The 15,813-nt window shown below is 61.6% G+C and carries 17 protein-coding genes; 4 read left to right on the top strand and 13 right to left on the bottom strand.

Annotation, left to right across the window (positions count from 1 at the left end):
* Window positions 1–26: 26 nt before the first annotated feature.
* From ABID16_RS10770 to ABID16_RS10735, 8 genes are all read right to left on the bottom strand, one after another.
* Entirely contained in the window at window positions 27–1,034 is a 1,008-nt protein-coding gene (locus ABID16_RS10770) for an ABC transporter substrate-binding protein (RefSeq protein WP_354556330.1), read from the bottom strand.
* A 38-nt stretch (window positions 1,035–1,072) separates the two neighbouring features.
* Window positions 1,073–1,951, bottom strand: a complete 879-nt coding sequence (locus ABID16_RS10765; RefSeq protein ID WP_354556329.1) for an ABC transporter permease — start codon at window positions 1,949–1,951, stop codon at window positions 1,073–1,075.
* Between the two features lie 30 nt (window positions 1,952–1,981).
* The gene (locus tag ABID16_RS10760) at window positions 1,982–3,334 is read right to left on the bottom strand and encodes an LLM class flavin-dependent oxidoreductase (RefSeq protein ID WP_354556328.1); all 1,353 of its coding nucleotides are present in this window, start codon (window positions 3,332–3,334) and stop codon (window positions 1,982–1,984) included.
* Window positions 3,335–3,419: 85 nt separating this feature from the next.
* Window positions 3,420–4,040: an FMN reductase gene (gene msuE, locus ABID16_RS10755; RefSeq protein ID WP_354556327.1), complete on the bottom strand. Its 621-nt coding sequence runs from the start codon at window positions 4,038–4,040 to the stop codon at window positions 3,420–3,422.
* A 230-nt stretch (window positions 4,041–4,270) separates the two neighbouring features.
* On the bottom strand, window positions 4,271–5,626 hold the full coding sequence (locus ABID16_RS10750; protein ID WP_354556326.1) for an FAD/NAD(P)-binding protein: 1,356 nt from the start codon (window positions 5,624–5,626) through the stop codon (window positions 4,271–4,273).
* A 40-nt stretch (window positions 5,627–5,666) separates the two neighbouring features.
* A complete protein-coding gene (locus ABID16_RS10745; RefSeq protein ID WP_354556325.1) occupies window positions 5,667–6,125 on the bottom strand; it encodes an RrF2 family transcriptional regulator in 459 nt (152 codons plus the stop codon).
* 185 nt (window positions 6,126–6,310) lie between these two features.
* Window positions 6,311–6,460: a hypothetical protein gene (locus tag ABID16_RS10740; protein WP_354556324.1), complete on the bottom strand. Its 150-nt coding sequence runs from the start codon at window positions 6,458–6,460 to the stop codon at window positions 6,311–6,313.
* A 131-nt stretch (window positions 6,461–6,591) separates the two neighbouring features.
* Complete coding sequence (locus ABID16_RS10735) at window positions 6,592–7,056, bottom strand: Lrp/AsnC family transcriptional regulator (RefSeq protein ID WP_494337801.1); 465 nt, start codon at window positions 7,054–7,056, stop codon at window positions 6,592–6,594.
* Between the two features lie 769 nt (window positions 7,057–7,825).
* On the opposite strand from ABID16_RS10735, the gene ABID16_RS10730 reads away from it, so the two are divergent.
* Window positions 7,826–8,284, top strand: a complete 459-nt coding sequence (locus ABID16_RS10730; RefSeq protein ID WP_354556322.1) for a YbaK/EbsC family protein — start codon at window positions 7,826–7,828, stop codon at window positions 8,282–8,284.
* A gap of 24 nt (window positions 8,285–8,308) precedes the next feature.
* Here ABID16_RS10730 and ABID16_RS10725 read toward each other — a convergent pair whose 3' ends face one another.
* The 3 genes from ABID16_RS10725 to ABID16_RS10715 all read right to left on the bottom strand — a co-directional run bounded on the left by ABID16_RS10725 (window position 8,309) and on the right by ABID16_RS10715 (window position 11,901).
* Window positions 8,309–8,905, bottom strand: a complete 597-nt coding sequence (locus ABID16_RS10725) for a sugar transferase (RefSeq protein ID WP_435532411.1) — start codon at window positions 8,903–8,905, stop codon at window positions 8,309–8,311.
* A gap of 701 nt (window positions 8,906–9,606) precedes the next feature.
* Window positions 9,607–11,433: a translation elongation factor 4 gene (gene lepA, locus ABID16_RS10720; RefSeq protein ID WP_354556321.1), complete on the bottom strand. Its 1,827-nt coding sequence runs from the start codon at window positions 11,431–11,433 to the stop codon at window positions 9,607–9,609.
* Window positions 11,434–11,514: 81 nt separating this feature from the next.
* The gene (locus tag ABID16_RS10715) at window positions 11,515–11,901 is read right to left on the bottom strand and encodes a DoxX family protein (protein WP_354556320.1); all 387 of its coding nucleotides are present in this window, start codon (window positions 11,899–11,901) and stop codon (window positions 11,515–11,517) included.
* Window positions 11,902–12,104: 203 nt separating this feature from the next.
* On the opposite strand from ABID16_RS10715, the gene ABID16_RS10710 reads away from it, so the two are divergent.
* Window positions 12,105–12,470: a YciI family protein gene (locus ABID16_RS10710; protein WP_354556319.1), complete on the top strand. Its 366-nt coding sequence runs from the start codon at window positions 12,105–12,107 to the stop codon at window positions 12,468–12,470.
* A 7-nt stretch (window positions 12,471–12,477) separates the two neighbouring features.
* Entirely contained in the window at window positions 12,478–13,710 is a 1,233-nt protein-coding gene (locus ABID16_RS10705) for an RNA polymerase sigma factor (protein ID WP_354556318.1), read from the top strand.
* On the opposite strand, the gene ABID16_RS10700 is transcribed toward ABID16_RS10705, so the two are convergent.
* Both ABID16_RS10700 and ABID16_RS10695 read right to left on the bottom strand, forming a co-directional pair.
* Window positions 13,671–14,576, bottom strand: coding sequence for a carbon-nitrogen hydrolase family protein (locus ABID16_RS10700; protein WP_354556317.1), 906 nt, complete (start codon window positions 14,574–14,576; stop codon window positions 13,671–13,673). The genes ABID16_RS10705 and ABID16_RS10700 overlap by 40 nt on opposite strands.
* A 4-nt stretch (window positions 14,577–14,580) precedes the next feature.
* Entirely contained in the window at window positions 14,581–15,171 is a 591-nt protein-coding gene (locus tag ABID16_RS10695; RefSeq protein ID WP_354556316.1) for a GNAT family N-acetyltransferase, read from the bottom strand.
* Window positions 15,172–15,292: 121 nt separating this feature from the next.
* Here ABID16_RS10695 and ABID16_RS10690 point away from each other — a divergent pair, with 121 nt between their 5' ends.
* Window positions 15,293–15,694: a ketosteroid isomerase-related protein gene (locus ABID16_RS10690; RefSeq protein WP_354556315.1), complete on the top strand. Its 402-nt coding sequence runs from the start codon at window positions 15,293–15,295 to the stop codon at window positions 15,692–15,694.
* Window positions 15,695–15,813 lie beyond the last annotated feature (119 nt).

The following is a 15,813-nucleotide window of genomic DNA, read 5'->3' as shown; positions in this document are numbered from 1 at the left end:
CCAATGCACCGGCCTTTCACTGACGGTCAGTTGCTGGCGAAGCGCTCGGGCGTGTAGAGCACGTTCTCGACCTTGATCTGGTCCTTCTTGATCTGCCCGCCGCGCACGAGGATATCGATCCAGAACTGGATGTCGCGGTCGGTTGCCTTGGCGCCGGGACGCAGGCCGTAGCCGGTGAAATATTGGGCGATATCGCCGTTTCCGCCGCGCGCGGTCAGCACTTTGGCGATGATCTTCTTCGTTTCTTCCGGATGGTTCTGGGCGTAGTCGAGCGCGCGCTGCGACTGTTCGACGAAGATCTGCGCGGCCTTGGGATGCGCCTTGATCCAGTCGCGGCGAAGCACCACGAAGCCGCCGGCGATTTCGCCGAGAACATCCGTATCGCCGAAAATCTTCTGGAGGCCGCCATTCTTCAGCGCGGCACCTTCAAACGTCTTCTGCCAGTAGCCGAAGGCAGCCACGTCCACCTGTTTCGAGCGCAGAACCTGCTCCAGCTGCGGGCCGGGCACGGTGACGAGCTTGGCGGCGTTTTCCGGCAGGCCGACGGAGTGCAGCGCCTCGCGCACCGTGTAGTCGAGATGGGCGCCGAGCGTGTTGACGGCAATCGTCTTGCCCGCAAGGTCCTTGATCGACTTGATCGGGCTTCCATCCAGCGAATAGAAGATGCTTTCCGTCTTCTGATTGATGCCGTTGGACGGATAGGCCGCAACGAAATCATTGCCGCCGGCAATCGAGTTGAGCACGGCCGATGTTGCGGCGCTGCCGAGTTCGACATTGCCGGAGGCCAGTGCGAAGAGCGAAGCCGGGCCACCCTGGGCATAGCCGACATTTTCTATTGTGATGCCGGTGCCATCGAAATAGCCGAGTGCGGCGGCAAGTTCATGGCCGGACAGACCGCCCTGATCGGCGAGGTAGCGGATCTTGACCTCTTCGGGACCGGCGGCAAAGGCAAAGCCCATGGGCGTCGAGAGGAAGAGGCTGGCGGACAGGGCCGCGAGCGCATTGAAACGGCGGCGGTTGATGTTGGTGGTCATGGTGTTCTCTCCTTGATTAATGGGTGTGGTGCGACTGTTCAGGGCTTTGCGGGCGCCCAGCGGCACAGTCGTTTCTGAAGGGTTTCGAGAATGGCGTTGGCGACGAGGCCAAGGGCTGCAAGCAGCAGGATCGCGCCGAACATCAGCGGGATCTGGAAATTGTATTGCGCGTTCATCACCTGGAATCCGAGGCCGCTATTGGCGCCGATCATTTCGGCGGCAATGAGCAGCAGGAGCGCGGTGGTGGCGCTGAGGCGCAGGCCGACAAATATCTGCGGCAGGGCGCCCGGCAGCACGACGCTGCGGAAGATATGCGAGCGGCGGGCGCCATAGACGCGGGCCATTTCGATGAGCTTGGGGTCGGCCTGTTTCACACCGCCGATGGTGGCGAGCAGGATCGGGAAGAGCGTGGCCCAGAAGATCACGAAGACCTTCGAGGTTTCACCCAGGCCCAGCAACAGGATGAAGACCGGATAGAGCGCCAGCGCCGAGGTCTGGCGCAGTAGCTGCAGGATCGGATCAAGCGCACGCTCGATGATGCGGATCTCGCCCATGAAGAGGCCGAGCGGAATGCCAAGCGCGACCGCTGCCGCAAAGGCGATGCCGGCGCGCTGGAGGCTGATGGCGACATCGCGCCAGAGCGGGCCGGAGATGAAGCCGTTCGTCACCGCCTCGAAGATACGGTCCAGCGGCGGGATGACCGCCGGATTGACCCACCCGGCGGTTGCCGACACCTGCCAGAGGACGGCGAGCGCGATGATCGAACCGTAGCGGACGACCGCACCCTGAACGCTGCCCCGGACAAGCCGGCCAATCGCGCCCGTGGAGAAGGCGGGGCCGGCCTGTCGGGACCTCAGTCCGCCCGTCTTCGACGGGGCGGAGTTCAGCGGATAGGACTGTTCGATATCGAGCGCCATGGGAATGTCCTCTGATCTGGTGTCTGTCGGTTATTCGGCGGCCTGGACAGCGCCTTGCGCCAGAGTCCAGCGGTTCTGCGGGAACGGCAGGCCGAGATTTTCGCGCAGCGTCCTGCCCTCGTATTCCGTGCGGAACAGGCCGCGGCGCTGCAGTTCCGGAATGACCAGATCGACGAAGTCGTTGAGGCCGGTCGGCAGCCACGGCGGCAGGATGTTGAAGCCATCGGCGGCCTCGTTCTCGAACCATTCCTGCAGCGTGTCGGCAATCGTCGCCGGCGTGCCGACGAGGGTGAAATGGCCGCGAGCAGAGGCTACCCACTGATAGAGCTGGCGGATGGTGAAATTGTTTTCGTCGGCGATCTGGCGGATGAGCGCCTGGCGGCTCTTCATGCCCTCGGTCGGCGGGGCGGGCGGCAACGGGCCGTCGAGATCGGCGCCGGTGAGGTCAAGCTCGCCGCCGGTCAGGCCCTTGATCAGGGCGAGGCCGTCTTCTTCGAGGATGAGGCTCGTCAGGCGCTCGTATTTTTCCTTCGCTTCGTCCAGTGTGTGGCCGACGAAGGGCGAGACGCCGGGCATGATGAGAACATGATCCGGATTGCGGCCTAGACCACGAGCGCGCGCCTTGATGTCGCGGTAGAATTCCTGCGCCGTCTCGATGTGCTGGTGGGCCGTGAAGATGACTTCCGCCGTCTGGGCGGCTAGGCCGCGACCGTCATCCGATTGACCGGCCTGCACGATGACCGGGTGGCCCTGGCGTGAGCGCGAAACATTCAGCGGACCGCGCACCTTGAAATGCTCTCCGCGATGGTTGGTGTAGTGCACCTTCGTGGGATCGAAGAAGCGGCCGGTCTCGCGGTCGCGGATGAAGGCGTCGTCCTCGAAACTGTCCCACAGTTTCTTCACCACTTCGACGAATTCGCCGGCACGGCGATAGCGGAAGGCATGCGGGTGCTGATGGTCGAGGTTGAAGTTCTGCGCGGCGGATTCGGTCGCCGTCGTCACCACGTTCCAGCCGGCGCGACCATCGGAAATGAGATCGAGCGAGGCGAACTTGCGGGCAAGATTGTAGGGCTCCTCATAGGTCGTGGAGGCGGTGGCGATGAAGCCGAGATGGGTGGTGAACGGGGCGAGCGCCGAGAAGAGCGTCACCGGCTCGAAGCCCGCCACCTTGGCATTGCCACCCTCGATGCCGCCGCCAAAGGCAATCGCCAAGCCGTCGGCGAGGAAGTAGGCGTCGAACAGGCCGCGCTCGGCCGTCAGAGCCAGCTGCTTGTGAAATTCGAAGCTGGTTGCGCCGTCTGCCGGCTGGTCGGGGTGACGCCAGGCTGCGATGTGCTGGCCGCCGCCGGGAAGGAATGCACCTAGTCTGATCTTGCGTGTCATGATCGTGATCTCCGTGGAGTTAAGGGTCTCGGCACGCCTCGCCTCTCCGCGCGGACGCCGCTTCTCGGATGTTGTTTTCGGGTGTTCAGAAACCTGCCGCGACCGCTTCCTGATGAAGCCGCAAATGGCTCACCGGCGCCAAGCTTCGCTCCTGTTGGCGGTATTGCGGAAGGTAGGGAGCAAGCTGCTCGACGGCACGATCAAGGCGTTCGAGAACGGCCTTGTTGGCAAGCCTGCCCTCGATGAAATCGCGTTCGGACACATAGACGCCGGTGGCCAGCGTCTGGGCTTCGAAGAAGGCAAAGAGCGGGCGCAGCTGGTGCTCGATGATGAGTGCGTGCTTTTCGCCGCCGCCGGTTGCGGCAAGCAGGATCGGCTTGCCGGCAAGCCAGGTCGGGTCGATGAGATCGAAGAGATGCTTGAAGAGGCCCGGATAGCTGCCCTTGTAGACGGGGCTTGCGATGACGACCGCCTTGGCCTGAACAATGCGATCAACGATGCGGCGGGCTTCCTCGCCGAGATCGTTGAAGCTGCGGGCAAGGCCCAGCTCCGGCCCGAACTGGCCGAGGTCGTAGACTTCGGAAGCGTGGTCAAACCGATCGGCGGCGCGGCGAACAGCTTCCTCAGCCAGCCCGCGGGTCTTGGAGGGAGAGCTGAAGCTGCCGGAAAGGCCGACGATTCCAGGCTTGGACGGGTGGGCGGACATGTGCATCTCCTTCGCGTTATTGTCTATCTTATAAATAGACTAATCTCACGAACGCATTTCCGTCCATTCCATATTGAGGCGCAGAAAGAGATGCGGTGATCTCTCTTGCACGGCCCCAGCGATAGAATTTCTCTCCGCGATTTTCTCAGAGATTTTGCGCAAAGATTTCGGGGCCAGAATCCCGCTCCGGATCCTGACCCCGATGATTTTATGCTCTGTCCGGTGCGGTCTTACGGCAGGCGGGCAACGGAACCGCGAGCAGCCAAACGACCGCCCGAGGCAATGCGTTCGGCGATCTGGCGGGCCTGCTCACGGATATCGGGAACGGCGATCGATTCCCAGAAGGTGCCGAGCGTCACCGGGCCGATGCCGAAGATGCGGGAAGATGGTTCGCCCTGGCCATTGATAAGCGCGCAGCTGCGGTCGAATTCCAGGCCGAGGCCCAGCTTTTCCAGCCGCGCGGCACCGCTTTGAACGAGAGCGCCGGCAAAACCCGGCATATCCTGATCCGCACGGCGACGAACGCCCCGGCAGTCATAGATCACATCGGCCTTGAACGGCCCCGGCTCGTCCCAGCCGGGACGCAGGATTTCGGCAAACAGCCGGTCGCCGCGCCGCTCCGCAGAGAGGAAGCGGCCCTTGACGATCTCGAGCTGACCGCTTTCCAGCACCGCCGAGATGCGCTCGGCCTGGGCCGGCGGCATGCGGTGACGGTGCACGTCCCAGAAGGCGGCGGCATGGCGCAGGAAACGCGCGCGCGATTCCGTCGGCAGATATCGCCAGACCGTCTGGATATGCGGGCGCATGCCGTCCATGACATCGCGCCAGTCGCCGCCGTTGTTGACATGCGCGCGCACCAGATCGGTCAGCCAGCGGCTGAGATAGTGCACGCTGGCACCGAGCGGAATGTCGGCCGTGGAAAGCTGGAGGGGCCGATGCAACGCGTGGCGCTGCGGCAGGAGCCCGCGCCGCGACACGGCAACGATTTTCCCGCGGTGGCCGTTGTCGAGTAGCGACAGAACCGTATCCACCATGGTCAGGCCCGTGCCGACGATCAGCACGCGGGCCTCGCTGTTTTCCGGAGGCAGCGCTGTCCAGGGATTGGACAGAAGTCCTTCACTCTTGTCCTGCACGCCAAAGCCGGTCGCCACGATGGCGAAATGGGCGGGAAGCGATGAGCCATCGGCCAAAGTCACCTCAACGCCATGTTCCAGCTCGCGCATGCCGACGCACGCCTGCGGCAGGATGCGCAACTTGCCCACGGGGGCCGTTTCCCGGAGCGCCGCCTCCAGATACTCTCTATAGACGCCACGCGGAACGAACGGGCCGTTGCGCGTGAACTCCGGATGATGGATCGCCAGCCAGCGATCGAAATGGTCGGGCGTGCCGGAAAAGGCGCTGAGTTGCGCCGAACGGACATTGAAGAGATGCGAGGGATTGGTGGTCGAATAGGCGGGCCCCTTTCCGACCTCGCCGCTCGCCTCGACGAGCGTGACGCGCAGCGCGCCATTGCCAAGCCGGAAGAGATTGGCCGCCATGATGGCTCCACTGGCTCCGCCGCCTGCAATTACGATGTGATGCGTCATCTCCGCCTCCCGGGTTGGAGCGGAAGCCGCTTGGCACCGCTCAGGATATTTCCAGAAACTCGTCTTTCTCGAGGCTCGCTGCCTCGACCATCGACCGCATATCGGCCAGTGATTTCGTATCGAGAACCGAAGCGATAGCCTCGCGCACTTCGAGCATCGAGAGGCGCACCGCGCATGTTGCCTCGTCGGCGCAATCGCTGCAGCGCTGATAGGCCGTCCGGCTGGCGCAGCTGATCGGTGCCAGCGGCCCGTCGAGGACCCGCAAGGCATGGCCGACCATGATCTCTTCGGGACGATGGGCCAGACGGTAGCCGCCGCTCCTGCCCTTGCGCGTTTCGACGAAGCCGCCATTGCGCAGATCGGCAAGGATCGCGTCGAGAAACTTCTTCGACATGCCGTAAGTCTCGGCGATCTCCACCGACTGGGCCACGGTGCCTTCCGGGATGCCCGACAGATAGTGAAGCGCCTTCAAACCATATTTGCCCTTCATCGTGAGCATCGGTCTGCATATCCTCATCACTGAAGGGCCACGGGCGTGATGTACACGTCCGATCATCGCCCTTAGTCACTCTCGTCTCGAACTCGTGCATCGCAGGTCTCCGCCGATTGTCGCGGCCGCCAGGCGATGTTGCGGTTTGCGGAACGATCACGGCCTTCGGAAGCCCTGCGCCCCGCCTCTGCCCGTCAGAAAAACGCTCCGGGCTTCAGAACTAGAACCGCAACCACGCCATAGGCAGCCAGGAATGCAATCCAGCCCAGAGCACGCGTCAACGCGGCTCCGCTGAAAGTCTGACTCATCTTGATATGCGAATTCGTCGTCTGTCTTGTTGTCACGGCAACCTCCCGTTCTGGGCTGAATGCTGACTTGAACACGAGATAGTCTAGTACACTTATAGACTTTGTAAATTCTCTTTCTGCCGCGATTAGGAGAAAATTCATCTCCTTTGAGGCGAAAACGCGGCGGGTCACCTGGTGAGGGTGTCGACCGGATAGGCTGTCGTGCTCTTGATCCGCTCCATGGCGAAGTGCGAGGTCACGTTTTTCAGGGCCACAGCTTCCGTCAACCGACGATAGAAGGCGTCGAAGGATGCCATGTCGGCCACCGCGACTTTCAGCATGTAGTCGATCTCGCCGGCCATGCGGTGAATCTCCATCACCTCCGGCATGGAGCCAATCGTTTCCGAGAAATTGTCGCGCCAGGCGGGGCTGTGATCGGCCGCCTCGATGGCGACAAAGACCGTCAGGCCGAGGCCCACCGCCTCCGGTGACACGAGCGCGACGCGGCGCAGGATAACACCGCTCTGCTCCAGCTTCTGTATCCGCTTCCAGCACGGCGTTTGCGACAGGGCGACCTGCTCGGCAATCTGCGCGACGGAGAGTGTGGCATCGTTCTGAAGTGCGGCGACGATCTTTCGGTCGATCAGGTCCATAGGTGTCATGATGGGCGTCTCCCGGCTTTTCTGACTTGGGGCACCGCCCCCCTTGGCGCAGATCATAAACCTATTGTCTACTGTTTTTGTAGACTAATTTAATTCGGAATTTGCCACCGTGGTGAAATTTCCATCTCCTGAGAGAGGGCATTTTGAGAACACGTCGTTCCTCGGGAGCGAGCGTGGAGGCCGATGAAGAATATGCAAGAGTCGTCGTCGCCTATTCTTCGCAGCCGCAGCAAAGATGGGCGCAACAGTCCCTTCCTTTTGCCATTAACCATTCGTTAACAAGTCAAAAAGGCCCATATCATGGTTATTACCCTTCAGAAGACACGCAAGCTACAGACAAGCGACCCGAAATATTGTCGAAGTGCAAAATGACAATGATGTCATCAAAGGAATGAGCAATGATTGTTCTTGGAATGAGCGCGACGCTTATCGCCACCTTCACCCTGGCAGCGTTCTCCCTACTTGTGTCCCTCGATAGCGACAGAAAGGCACCGGTCGATCCCGTGTTCTGATTGACGCCGAAGAGGAGCGATTGTGGAGAACGGATCGATCCAGACGGGATCGATGCGGCCAGCAATGCACCTCGGTCCACCACTCCTCTCCCGCCGCGAAACGGTCGGAGACGGATCATGAACCGACGCAACTGCGATGCGCCGGTTCAACGATTGGCGCATCGCGTCGCGCCGTTGTCGCATTGACTTGAGAGCCTCTACCCGGAAAGATTGGCGCCGACACTTTCGGCAAGGCAAGTTTCCATCCCATGAGCATTCAGTCCGTCAAAGATTTCTTCGCAGCCCACGCACCCGACATTTCCGTCATAGAACTTGAGACAAGCACCGCGACCGTTGCGCTGGCTGCAGAGGCACACGGCGTCGAGCCGGGCCAGATCGCCAAGACACTTGCCTTCAGAACCGATGACGGCGTGATCCTCATCGTGGCCCGCGGCGATGCCCGCATCGACAACAAGAAGTTCAAGGGGATGTTCAGCGGCAAGCCGCGCATGCTGCCGCTGGACGAGGTGGAGGCCGAAACGTCCCATCCTGTCGGGGGCGTATGCCCTTTTGGACTGCCCCACCCCATCCCGGTCTATTGTGATGTTTCGCTGCAGAGCTTTGCAGAAGTGGTACCCGCCGCCGGGGCCATCAATGCCGCAGTCAGGATTGCGCCTCAACGCATGGCAGACCTCACCGCAGCACAATGGGTCGATGTCTGCCAGTGAACCTGTTTATGGTTATGGGGAGCGTCAGAAGCCGGAGCCACCGAAGGCTTCGTCGCGAAGTGTGCGGTAGAGGATACGGATATCGAGCATGAGAGAATAGTTCTCGACATAAAAGAGATCCGCTGCAACGCGCGCACGCGACTTGCTGGCGAGCAACGTAGGTCCTCTGAGCCCGCGCATCTGCGCAAGCCCGGTAATGCCCGGTCGAACACGATGACGCTTGTGGTACTCGGGCACCAGATCCTCATAAAGCATGCCGGCTGCCTGCATGCCGATGGCATGCGGGCGCGGCCCCACGAGCGACATGTCACCCTTCAGCACATTGATCAGCTGCGGCAGTTCGTCGAGATTGGTTTTGCGAAGCACGGCGCCCAGGGGCGTGATGCGGCTATCGCCGGCCCGCGTCTGAACGACGCCCGTCTGATCCCCGCGATCGGCATACATTGAACGGAACTTGTAGACCTTGATCTTTTCGCAGTTCCGGCCCCAGCGCAACTGGGTGAACAGCGCCGGCCCCGGACTTGTCAGCCGGATCGCAATCGCAATGAGGATCAGGACGGGAAGAAGCACCCAGAGTGCGATCGAGGCAAGGACGATATCCATCGCCCGTTTCAGCCCCATCTGGACGGGCTTTTCATCGACAGATCTGGATGCACAACGCTCGGCCCACACCTCACTCATCGCCCGCGCGGGCGTCATGGACTCAACCGATTCATGACGAGCAAATTCAAGTTCCTTGAACGCCATCTGAAAATTCCTGACTAAAATCAGAACTCATACGCAATCATTCGCAGCCAAATACCGGCCGCATAAAGGAACCATAGCGAAAAGACTGCCCAGCTTGCAATGATTTTTACGGCTGGCTAACCTTATTCTTGGAGAATTGGAAACGAGACCTGCCTGAATTAGAATTCAACTCTCGGAATTCGGACCACTCAAGATAATATATTTTTTGTTTTCGCTTAATATTTCCAAGCCAAACAAATAAAAACAAAAAATACTGGAAAATTATCCAGTTGCTCAGACGCAGAAATCTGTAAATACCGTCTGATACGCATGCTGCGATGCAAAAAGTGACATGCGGTTACAATCGCGCCGCAGACGAGACATAATCAAAGATGCAATTTCAGCGCTTACTTATTGTTGCCTTCTACTGAAGACATCAACGCCTACATTGCGCCGAGGCACGGTCATGGACAGCGCGGGTCGGCACTCGCTGTTTCGTTTTGTCATGGCAGCCGCGCGCTCCGCGCATGGCTCGTCCACGCAACCCTGTCAAAGCTTGCTGTTTCGTTATGCGAGATCGGCTGAGAGAGGGTTTCTCAGTTCTCTTCCATCTTGAGCGCCGCAATAAACGCTTCCTGCGGAATTTCGACCTTGCCGAACTGCCGCATGCGCTTCTTGCCTTCCTTCTGTTTTTCCAGAAGCTTGCGCTTGCGGGTGGCATCGCCGCCGTAGCACTTGGCGGTCACGTCCTTGCGCAGTGCGCGTACCGTTTCACGCGCAATCACCTTGCCGCCGATGGCGGCCTGGATCGGGATCTGGAACATGTGCGGCGGGATGAGTTCCTTGAGCTTCTCGCACATGGCGCGGCCGCGGCGGTCTGCCGCCGAGCGGTGAACGAGGATCGAGAGCGCATCGACCGGGTCGCCGTTGACCAGGATATTGAGCTTGACGAGATCGCCTTCGCGATAGTCCGCGAGATTGTAGTCGAAGGAGGCATAGCCCTTGGAGATCGACTTCAGCCGGTCATAGAAGTCGAAGACGACTTCGTTGAGCGGCAGTTCGTAGGACACCATGGCGCGGCTACCGACATAGGACAGGTCCGTCTGGATGCCACGGCGGTCCTGGCAAAGCTTGAGGATCGAGCCGAGATACTCATCCGGTGTCATGATCGTCGCCTTGATCCAGGGCTCGTGGATTTCGTCGATCTTGACGACATCGGGCATGTCGGCCGGATTGTGCAGCTCGCGCTCGGTGCCGTCCGTGAGCCTGATCTTGTAGACAACCGAGGGGGCGGTTGCGACGAGATCGAGATTGAACTCGCGCTCGAGGCGCTCCTGGATGATTTCCAGATGCAGCAGTCCGAGGAAGCCGCAGCGGAAGCCGAAGCCGAGGGCCGCCGACGATTCCATTTCGAAGGAGAAGGACGCATCGTTGAGGCGCAGCTTGCCCATGGCGGCGCGCAGGTCTTCGAAATCGGCCGCATCGACCGGGAACAGACCGCAGAAGACCACAGGCTGGGCCGGCTTGAAGCCCGGCAGGGCCTTGTCGGTCGGGCGCTTGTCTTCCGTGATCGTATCGCCGACGCGGGTGTCGGCCACTTCCTTGATCGAGGCGGTGATGAAGCCGATCTCGCCGGGGCCGAGTTCTTCGACATTGACCATCTTCGGCGTGATCACGCCGACGCGCTCAATGCCGTATTTCGCATCCGTGCCCATCATGCGGATGGTCATGCCCTTGCGCAGCACGCCGTCGAGAATGCGCACCAGAACGATGACGCCGAGATAGGTGTCGTACCAGCTATCGACCAGCAGGGCCTTGAGCGGCGCGTCTGCGCCCTTCTCGCTCTTCGGCGCGGGCAGCTTGTGCACGATGGCTTCGAGAACGTCGGGAATGCCGAGACCCGTCTTGGCCGAAATCAGCACCGCCTCGGAGGCGTCGATGCCGATCACTTCCTCGATCTGTTCCTTCACACGGTCCGGCTCTGCCGCCGGCAGGTCAACCTTGTTGAGGACGGTGACGATCTCATGGTTGTTGTCGATCGCCTGGTAGACGTTGGCGAGCGTCTGGGCTTCAACGCCCTGAGAGGCATCGACCACCAGAAGCGAGCCTTCGCAGGCCGACAGCGAGCGTGAGACTTCGTAGGTGAAGTCGACATGGCCGGGCGTGTCGATGAGGTTCAGCACGTAATCCTCGCCATTGTTGGCCTTGTAGTTCAGACGCACCGTCTGGGCCTTGATGGTGATGCCGCGCTCCTTCTCGATATCCATGTTATCGAGAACCTGTTCCGACATCTCGCGCAACTCCAGCCCGCCGCAGGTCTGGATCAGGCGGTCGGCCAGCGTCGATTTGCCATGGTCGATATGCGCGACGATGGAGAAGTTGCGGATATGGTCGAGGGGGATGCGGGTCGAATCTGTGCTCATGGTCCGGGCATATAGCAGCGGCACAAGCCCCGGAAAAGCGGAATTATAAGGGTTTGCGTGGTTAATGACCGCGCGGCGCGCTCAATTTTCGCCCGTCATACGCCGAAACGGCAGAATGGAGCGGATGCGGGCATCGCGCAGCCACAGCCCGCCCCACATGAAGGCGGCCAGATAGAAGCTGAAGAGGATATGCGAGAAGAGCGGGCTTTCCGCCCTCACCTGCGTTGCAATCGCGCCGCCGAAGAGGCCGGTCATAATAATCGCGCCGAGCAGACTGGTGGCGGGGATGATGTAGAGCACGGTGCCGGCAAGCTCGATCAAGCCGATCATCAGCGCATAGCCGTGCGGCCAGCCGAGTGCGGCCAACGTCTGCTCCGCCACGGCCATGCCCAGCAGCTTTGGCGCCACGGAGGCGCCCAGCATAAAGAGTACGAAGAAAACGCTCAAAACGCGCCCGGTCCAGATCATCCAAGGTCTATCCTGCAAGCCTAGGTCCCCGCTCTTATATTGTTGACATCAACATTAAGCGGAGATCTCGGGCTTGGACAAGTCCGAGACAGGCGATTGCATTTTTTTCACGGGTGATGTCGATTCCGCTTCGGGCCGTGCGTCTCTTTGTCGACGGTGCCGATGGGCGGGGCCGGAACGAGCCTCAAGGAGGGGCGGAATTCATGCAGTACATGCTTCTGATCTATGAGAACGAAGAGATTTTCGGCGGACCCGAGAAAAGCGGGCCGATCATGGCAGAGGTCGGGCCCAAGCATTTCGCTTTCATCGGCGAGATGGGTGCCGCCCGCCTCGGCGGCGCTGGCCTGAAGGGCACGGCCTTCGCGACGACCGTGCGGACCGAGAACGGCCAGCAGACCATTCATGACGGCCCCTTTGCCGAAACGAAGGAGCAGCTGGGCGGCTACTACCTTATCGAGGCTCCCGATCTCGACGCGGCGATCGCGCTGGCGAAGAAGGTGCCGCTGGGGCGCGACGGCGCGATCGAAATCCGGCCGCTGATCCCGATGCCGCCGGGCATGACGCGGTAAGGTCGCGATGGGCGGCGAAGCTCTTGAGGCTGCGTTTCGGGAGGCGGGCGCGCGGATCGTTGCCGCACTCGCCGCCCGGTTCCGTGACCTCGACATCGCCGAGGAGGCCTTTGCCGAGGCCTGTTCACGGGCGGCAAAGGCTTGGCCGGCGTCCGGCACGCCCGATGCGCCCTCTGCCTGGCTCTACCGCACCTCCGAGCGCGCCGCTCTCGACATGGTCCGGCGACGGAAGGTTCGAAAGACGCTGATCCCTGAGCCGCCGGAGCCGGACGCCACTGCAGAGGATCTGATGAGTTCCGACAGCGCCATCATCCCGGAAGAGCGGCTGCGGCTCATCTTCATCTGCTGCCATCCGGCGGTTGCCCCCGACAGCCGGGCGGCGCTGACGCTCAGGCTGGTTTGCGGACTGGAGGTCGCCGAGATTGCGCGAGTGTTCCTCACGAATGATGTCGCGCTTCAGCAGCGGCTGGTGCGGGCCAAGCGCAAGATCCGCGAGGCCGGCGTGAGCTTCGAGGTGCCGGGGCCGGAGCACTGGCCGGAGCGGCTGAGCGCCGTTCTCTCGACGCTCGAGGTCGCCTATTCGAAGGCGCATGAGGATGCTGCCGGCTCCGGCCGCCACGCCGGCTTCGCTGCCGAGATGATGGCCCTCACAGCGCTTCTGGCTTCAATGATGCCGGACGAGGCGGAGGTGCAGGCGCTGGCCGCCATCATCCGCTTCGCCGAAGCCCGTCGGCCGGCAAGGCTCGCCGCCGATGGCAGCATGATCCCGCTGTCCGAACAGGATCCTGCGCGCTGGTCTGCAGACCTGATTGCCGATGCGCGACGCTATTGCGGAAGGGCGCTGTCGATCGGCTCGCCGGCGCCGCGCATTCTCAACATGATGATCCATGCGCTGTGGTGCGGCCGCAAGAGCCTCGATGACCCACCGCCGTGGAAGGCCGTGCTGGGTGCGTATGACGTGCTGTGCGACTTGCAGGACAACCCCATCGTGACCATCAACCGTGCCGTCGCGTTAGCCGAGGTCGAAGGTCCGGAGCCGGCACTGGCGACAATCGCTAAGTTGGAGCCGGAGCGCTTTGCAAACTTCCTGCCCTTTCACGCGCTTGTGGCTGATCTCTTGGCTCGCACCGGCAATGTGGCAGGGGCGCAAGCGGCCTTCGACCGTGCTCTGGCGCTAGGCCCCGGCGAAGCAGAGCGGCGCTATCTTGCGGCGCGGCGGGCCGCACTTTCCGGCGCGTGATCCAGGAACTGCTCCGGCCAGTCGCGGCGGGTTGCGACCTGCCCTTCCTTGCGAAGCCGGATAACCTCTTCGAGGTCGATCTCCGTCACCAGCCAGCTGGAGCTTGCCACGTCCTCTTTTGGGCTTTCGGCGAAGACGCCGGAGGGCGGCATGCCGTAATCCGGCGGCACATAGAGGGCGGCGCGGCCCTTGTTCTCGTCCATGGCGTGCGACCAGGGCGCACTGCCGGCGGTCGGGGAGGCAAGCACGGCGATCTGGTTTTCGAGCGCTCTTGCCTGAGCCCCGATACGGACGCGGTAGCTGCCGGCGAGCGTGTCGGTACAGGAGGGCGCGAGGATGAGGTCGGCGCCGTCTTCGGCGAGATTGCGGGCGAGGATCGGGAATTCGTTGTCGTAGCAGATGAGAATGCCGAGCTTTCCGATCGGCGTCTCGAAGGTCCTCAAGCCATGAACGCCTGCCGCGATGAACCACTTCTCGCGCTCGAAGCGTGTCATGATCTGCTTGTCCTGCACGCCGATCAGGCCTTGCGGGCCGAAGAGGAAGGCGCGGTTGCGGTATTTGCCGTCTGTATCCAGAACCGGGGCCGAGCCAGGCGAGAACAGGATGTTGTGGTTGGCGGCGATCTCGGCGCAAAGCTCGACCCAGCGCGGGATCAGCGGCTGGATGCTGGCAATGGAGCCATGGAGGTCGGAGCGGCTCCCGGCATCCAGCTGGCCTGCCAGCACCATGGCGGCATATTCCGGCAACAGCGCCAGTTCCGCCCCCTGCCGCGCCGCCTCACCGACGAGTGTCGTCAGGTGGTGGGCGTAGGCGTCCCAGGTCTCGATGAGGTCGATGGCATATTGGCAGGCGGCGAGTTTCACCATTCCGTCAGAGTTCCTTGATCCAGAAGGACATGGGCTTGGGGCTTTCCTGCGTCTCGTCGAGATCCTGCCAGTTGAACGTGGTGCGCAGATCCGGGCGGGGCAGATAGCCGCGATTGCGCCAGAACTCGTCGAGCGGCACATAATCGGCAGGCCGGCGCGGGTGGTCGTCCGGGCGCTCGACGGCACAGAAGGTGCAATGGGTCATGCCGCCGAGGTTCTTCGCATGATCTTCGCGCTCCTCGATGAAGCGCACGCCGATGCCCCTGCCGCGATAGCTGGAGCGGAGAATGGATTCGCCGAAATAGAAGATCGCATCGGTGTTGAAGCCCCCGACGACGAAGGGCGCCTTCACCTCACGGGTTTCGCCTTTCATCGGCGTGCCGGTCGCGGCCCCCACAACTTCGTCACCGTCGAAGGCAAGCACGAAGATGGAGCCGGGCGAGCGGGCATAGGTGGAGAGATATTTCCGCTCGTAGTCCGCCGAGCCCTCGTAGAGATAGGGAAATGCGCGGAAGACCTCGATGCGCAGACGCGCCACGTCATCGAAATACGGCACGGCAGATGGACCGGAGAACGTCTTGATCGTCAGTGTCATGGCATATCCCCTCCAGAACGGTTCAGTCTCTTTTCTTGCCCCATCCCAACGCGAAACCGGTTTTCAGGTTCGCCGAATTTGCTCTATATCGCAACCAGTCTCATGACCCCGGAGTTTATTCATGCCAGCCGCAGACCTCATTGCCGCCTATTACGACGCCTTCAACGCCGGCGACATGGACCGCTTCCTGTCGCTGCTCACCGACGATGTCGCCCATGACATCAACCAGGGCGAACGCCAGACCGGCAGACAAGCCTTCGCCGATTTCATGGCGCACATGAACCGCTGCTACAAGGAACACCTGACGGACATGGTGATCATGACAAGCCCTGATGGCAAGCGGGCATCGGCGGAATTTATCGTCAATGGTCAATATCTTGCCACCGACGAGGGCCTGCCGGAAGCGAACGGCCAGACCTACACGCTTCCCGCCGGGGCCTTCTTCGACATTCGCGACGGCAAGGTGGCGCGGGTGACGAATTACTACAATCTCAACGACTGGATTTCGCAGGTGGGTGGGTGAGGCTTCTCCGTCGCGACAAGCGGTCTAAGACCCCTCCCCAACCCTCCCCACAAGGGGGAGGGAGAGTGACCGTTGTGCCCCCTCACCTTCGGGAGCAGCCAGGTCGAGCTTAGATTGAG

The organism is Limnomicrobium aquaticum, assembly GCF_040545545.1.
Classification (GTDB): Bacteria; Pseudomonadota; Alphaproteobacteria; order Rhizobiales; family Rhizobiaceae; genus Ensifer_A; species Ensifer_A aquaticum.
The sequence above is the reverse complement of the archived record's forward strand: the minus strand, read 5'-3'. Positions and strand labels throughout refer to the sequence as shown.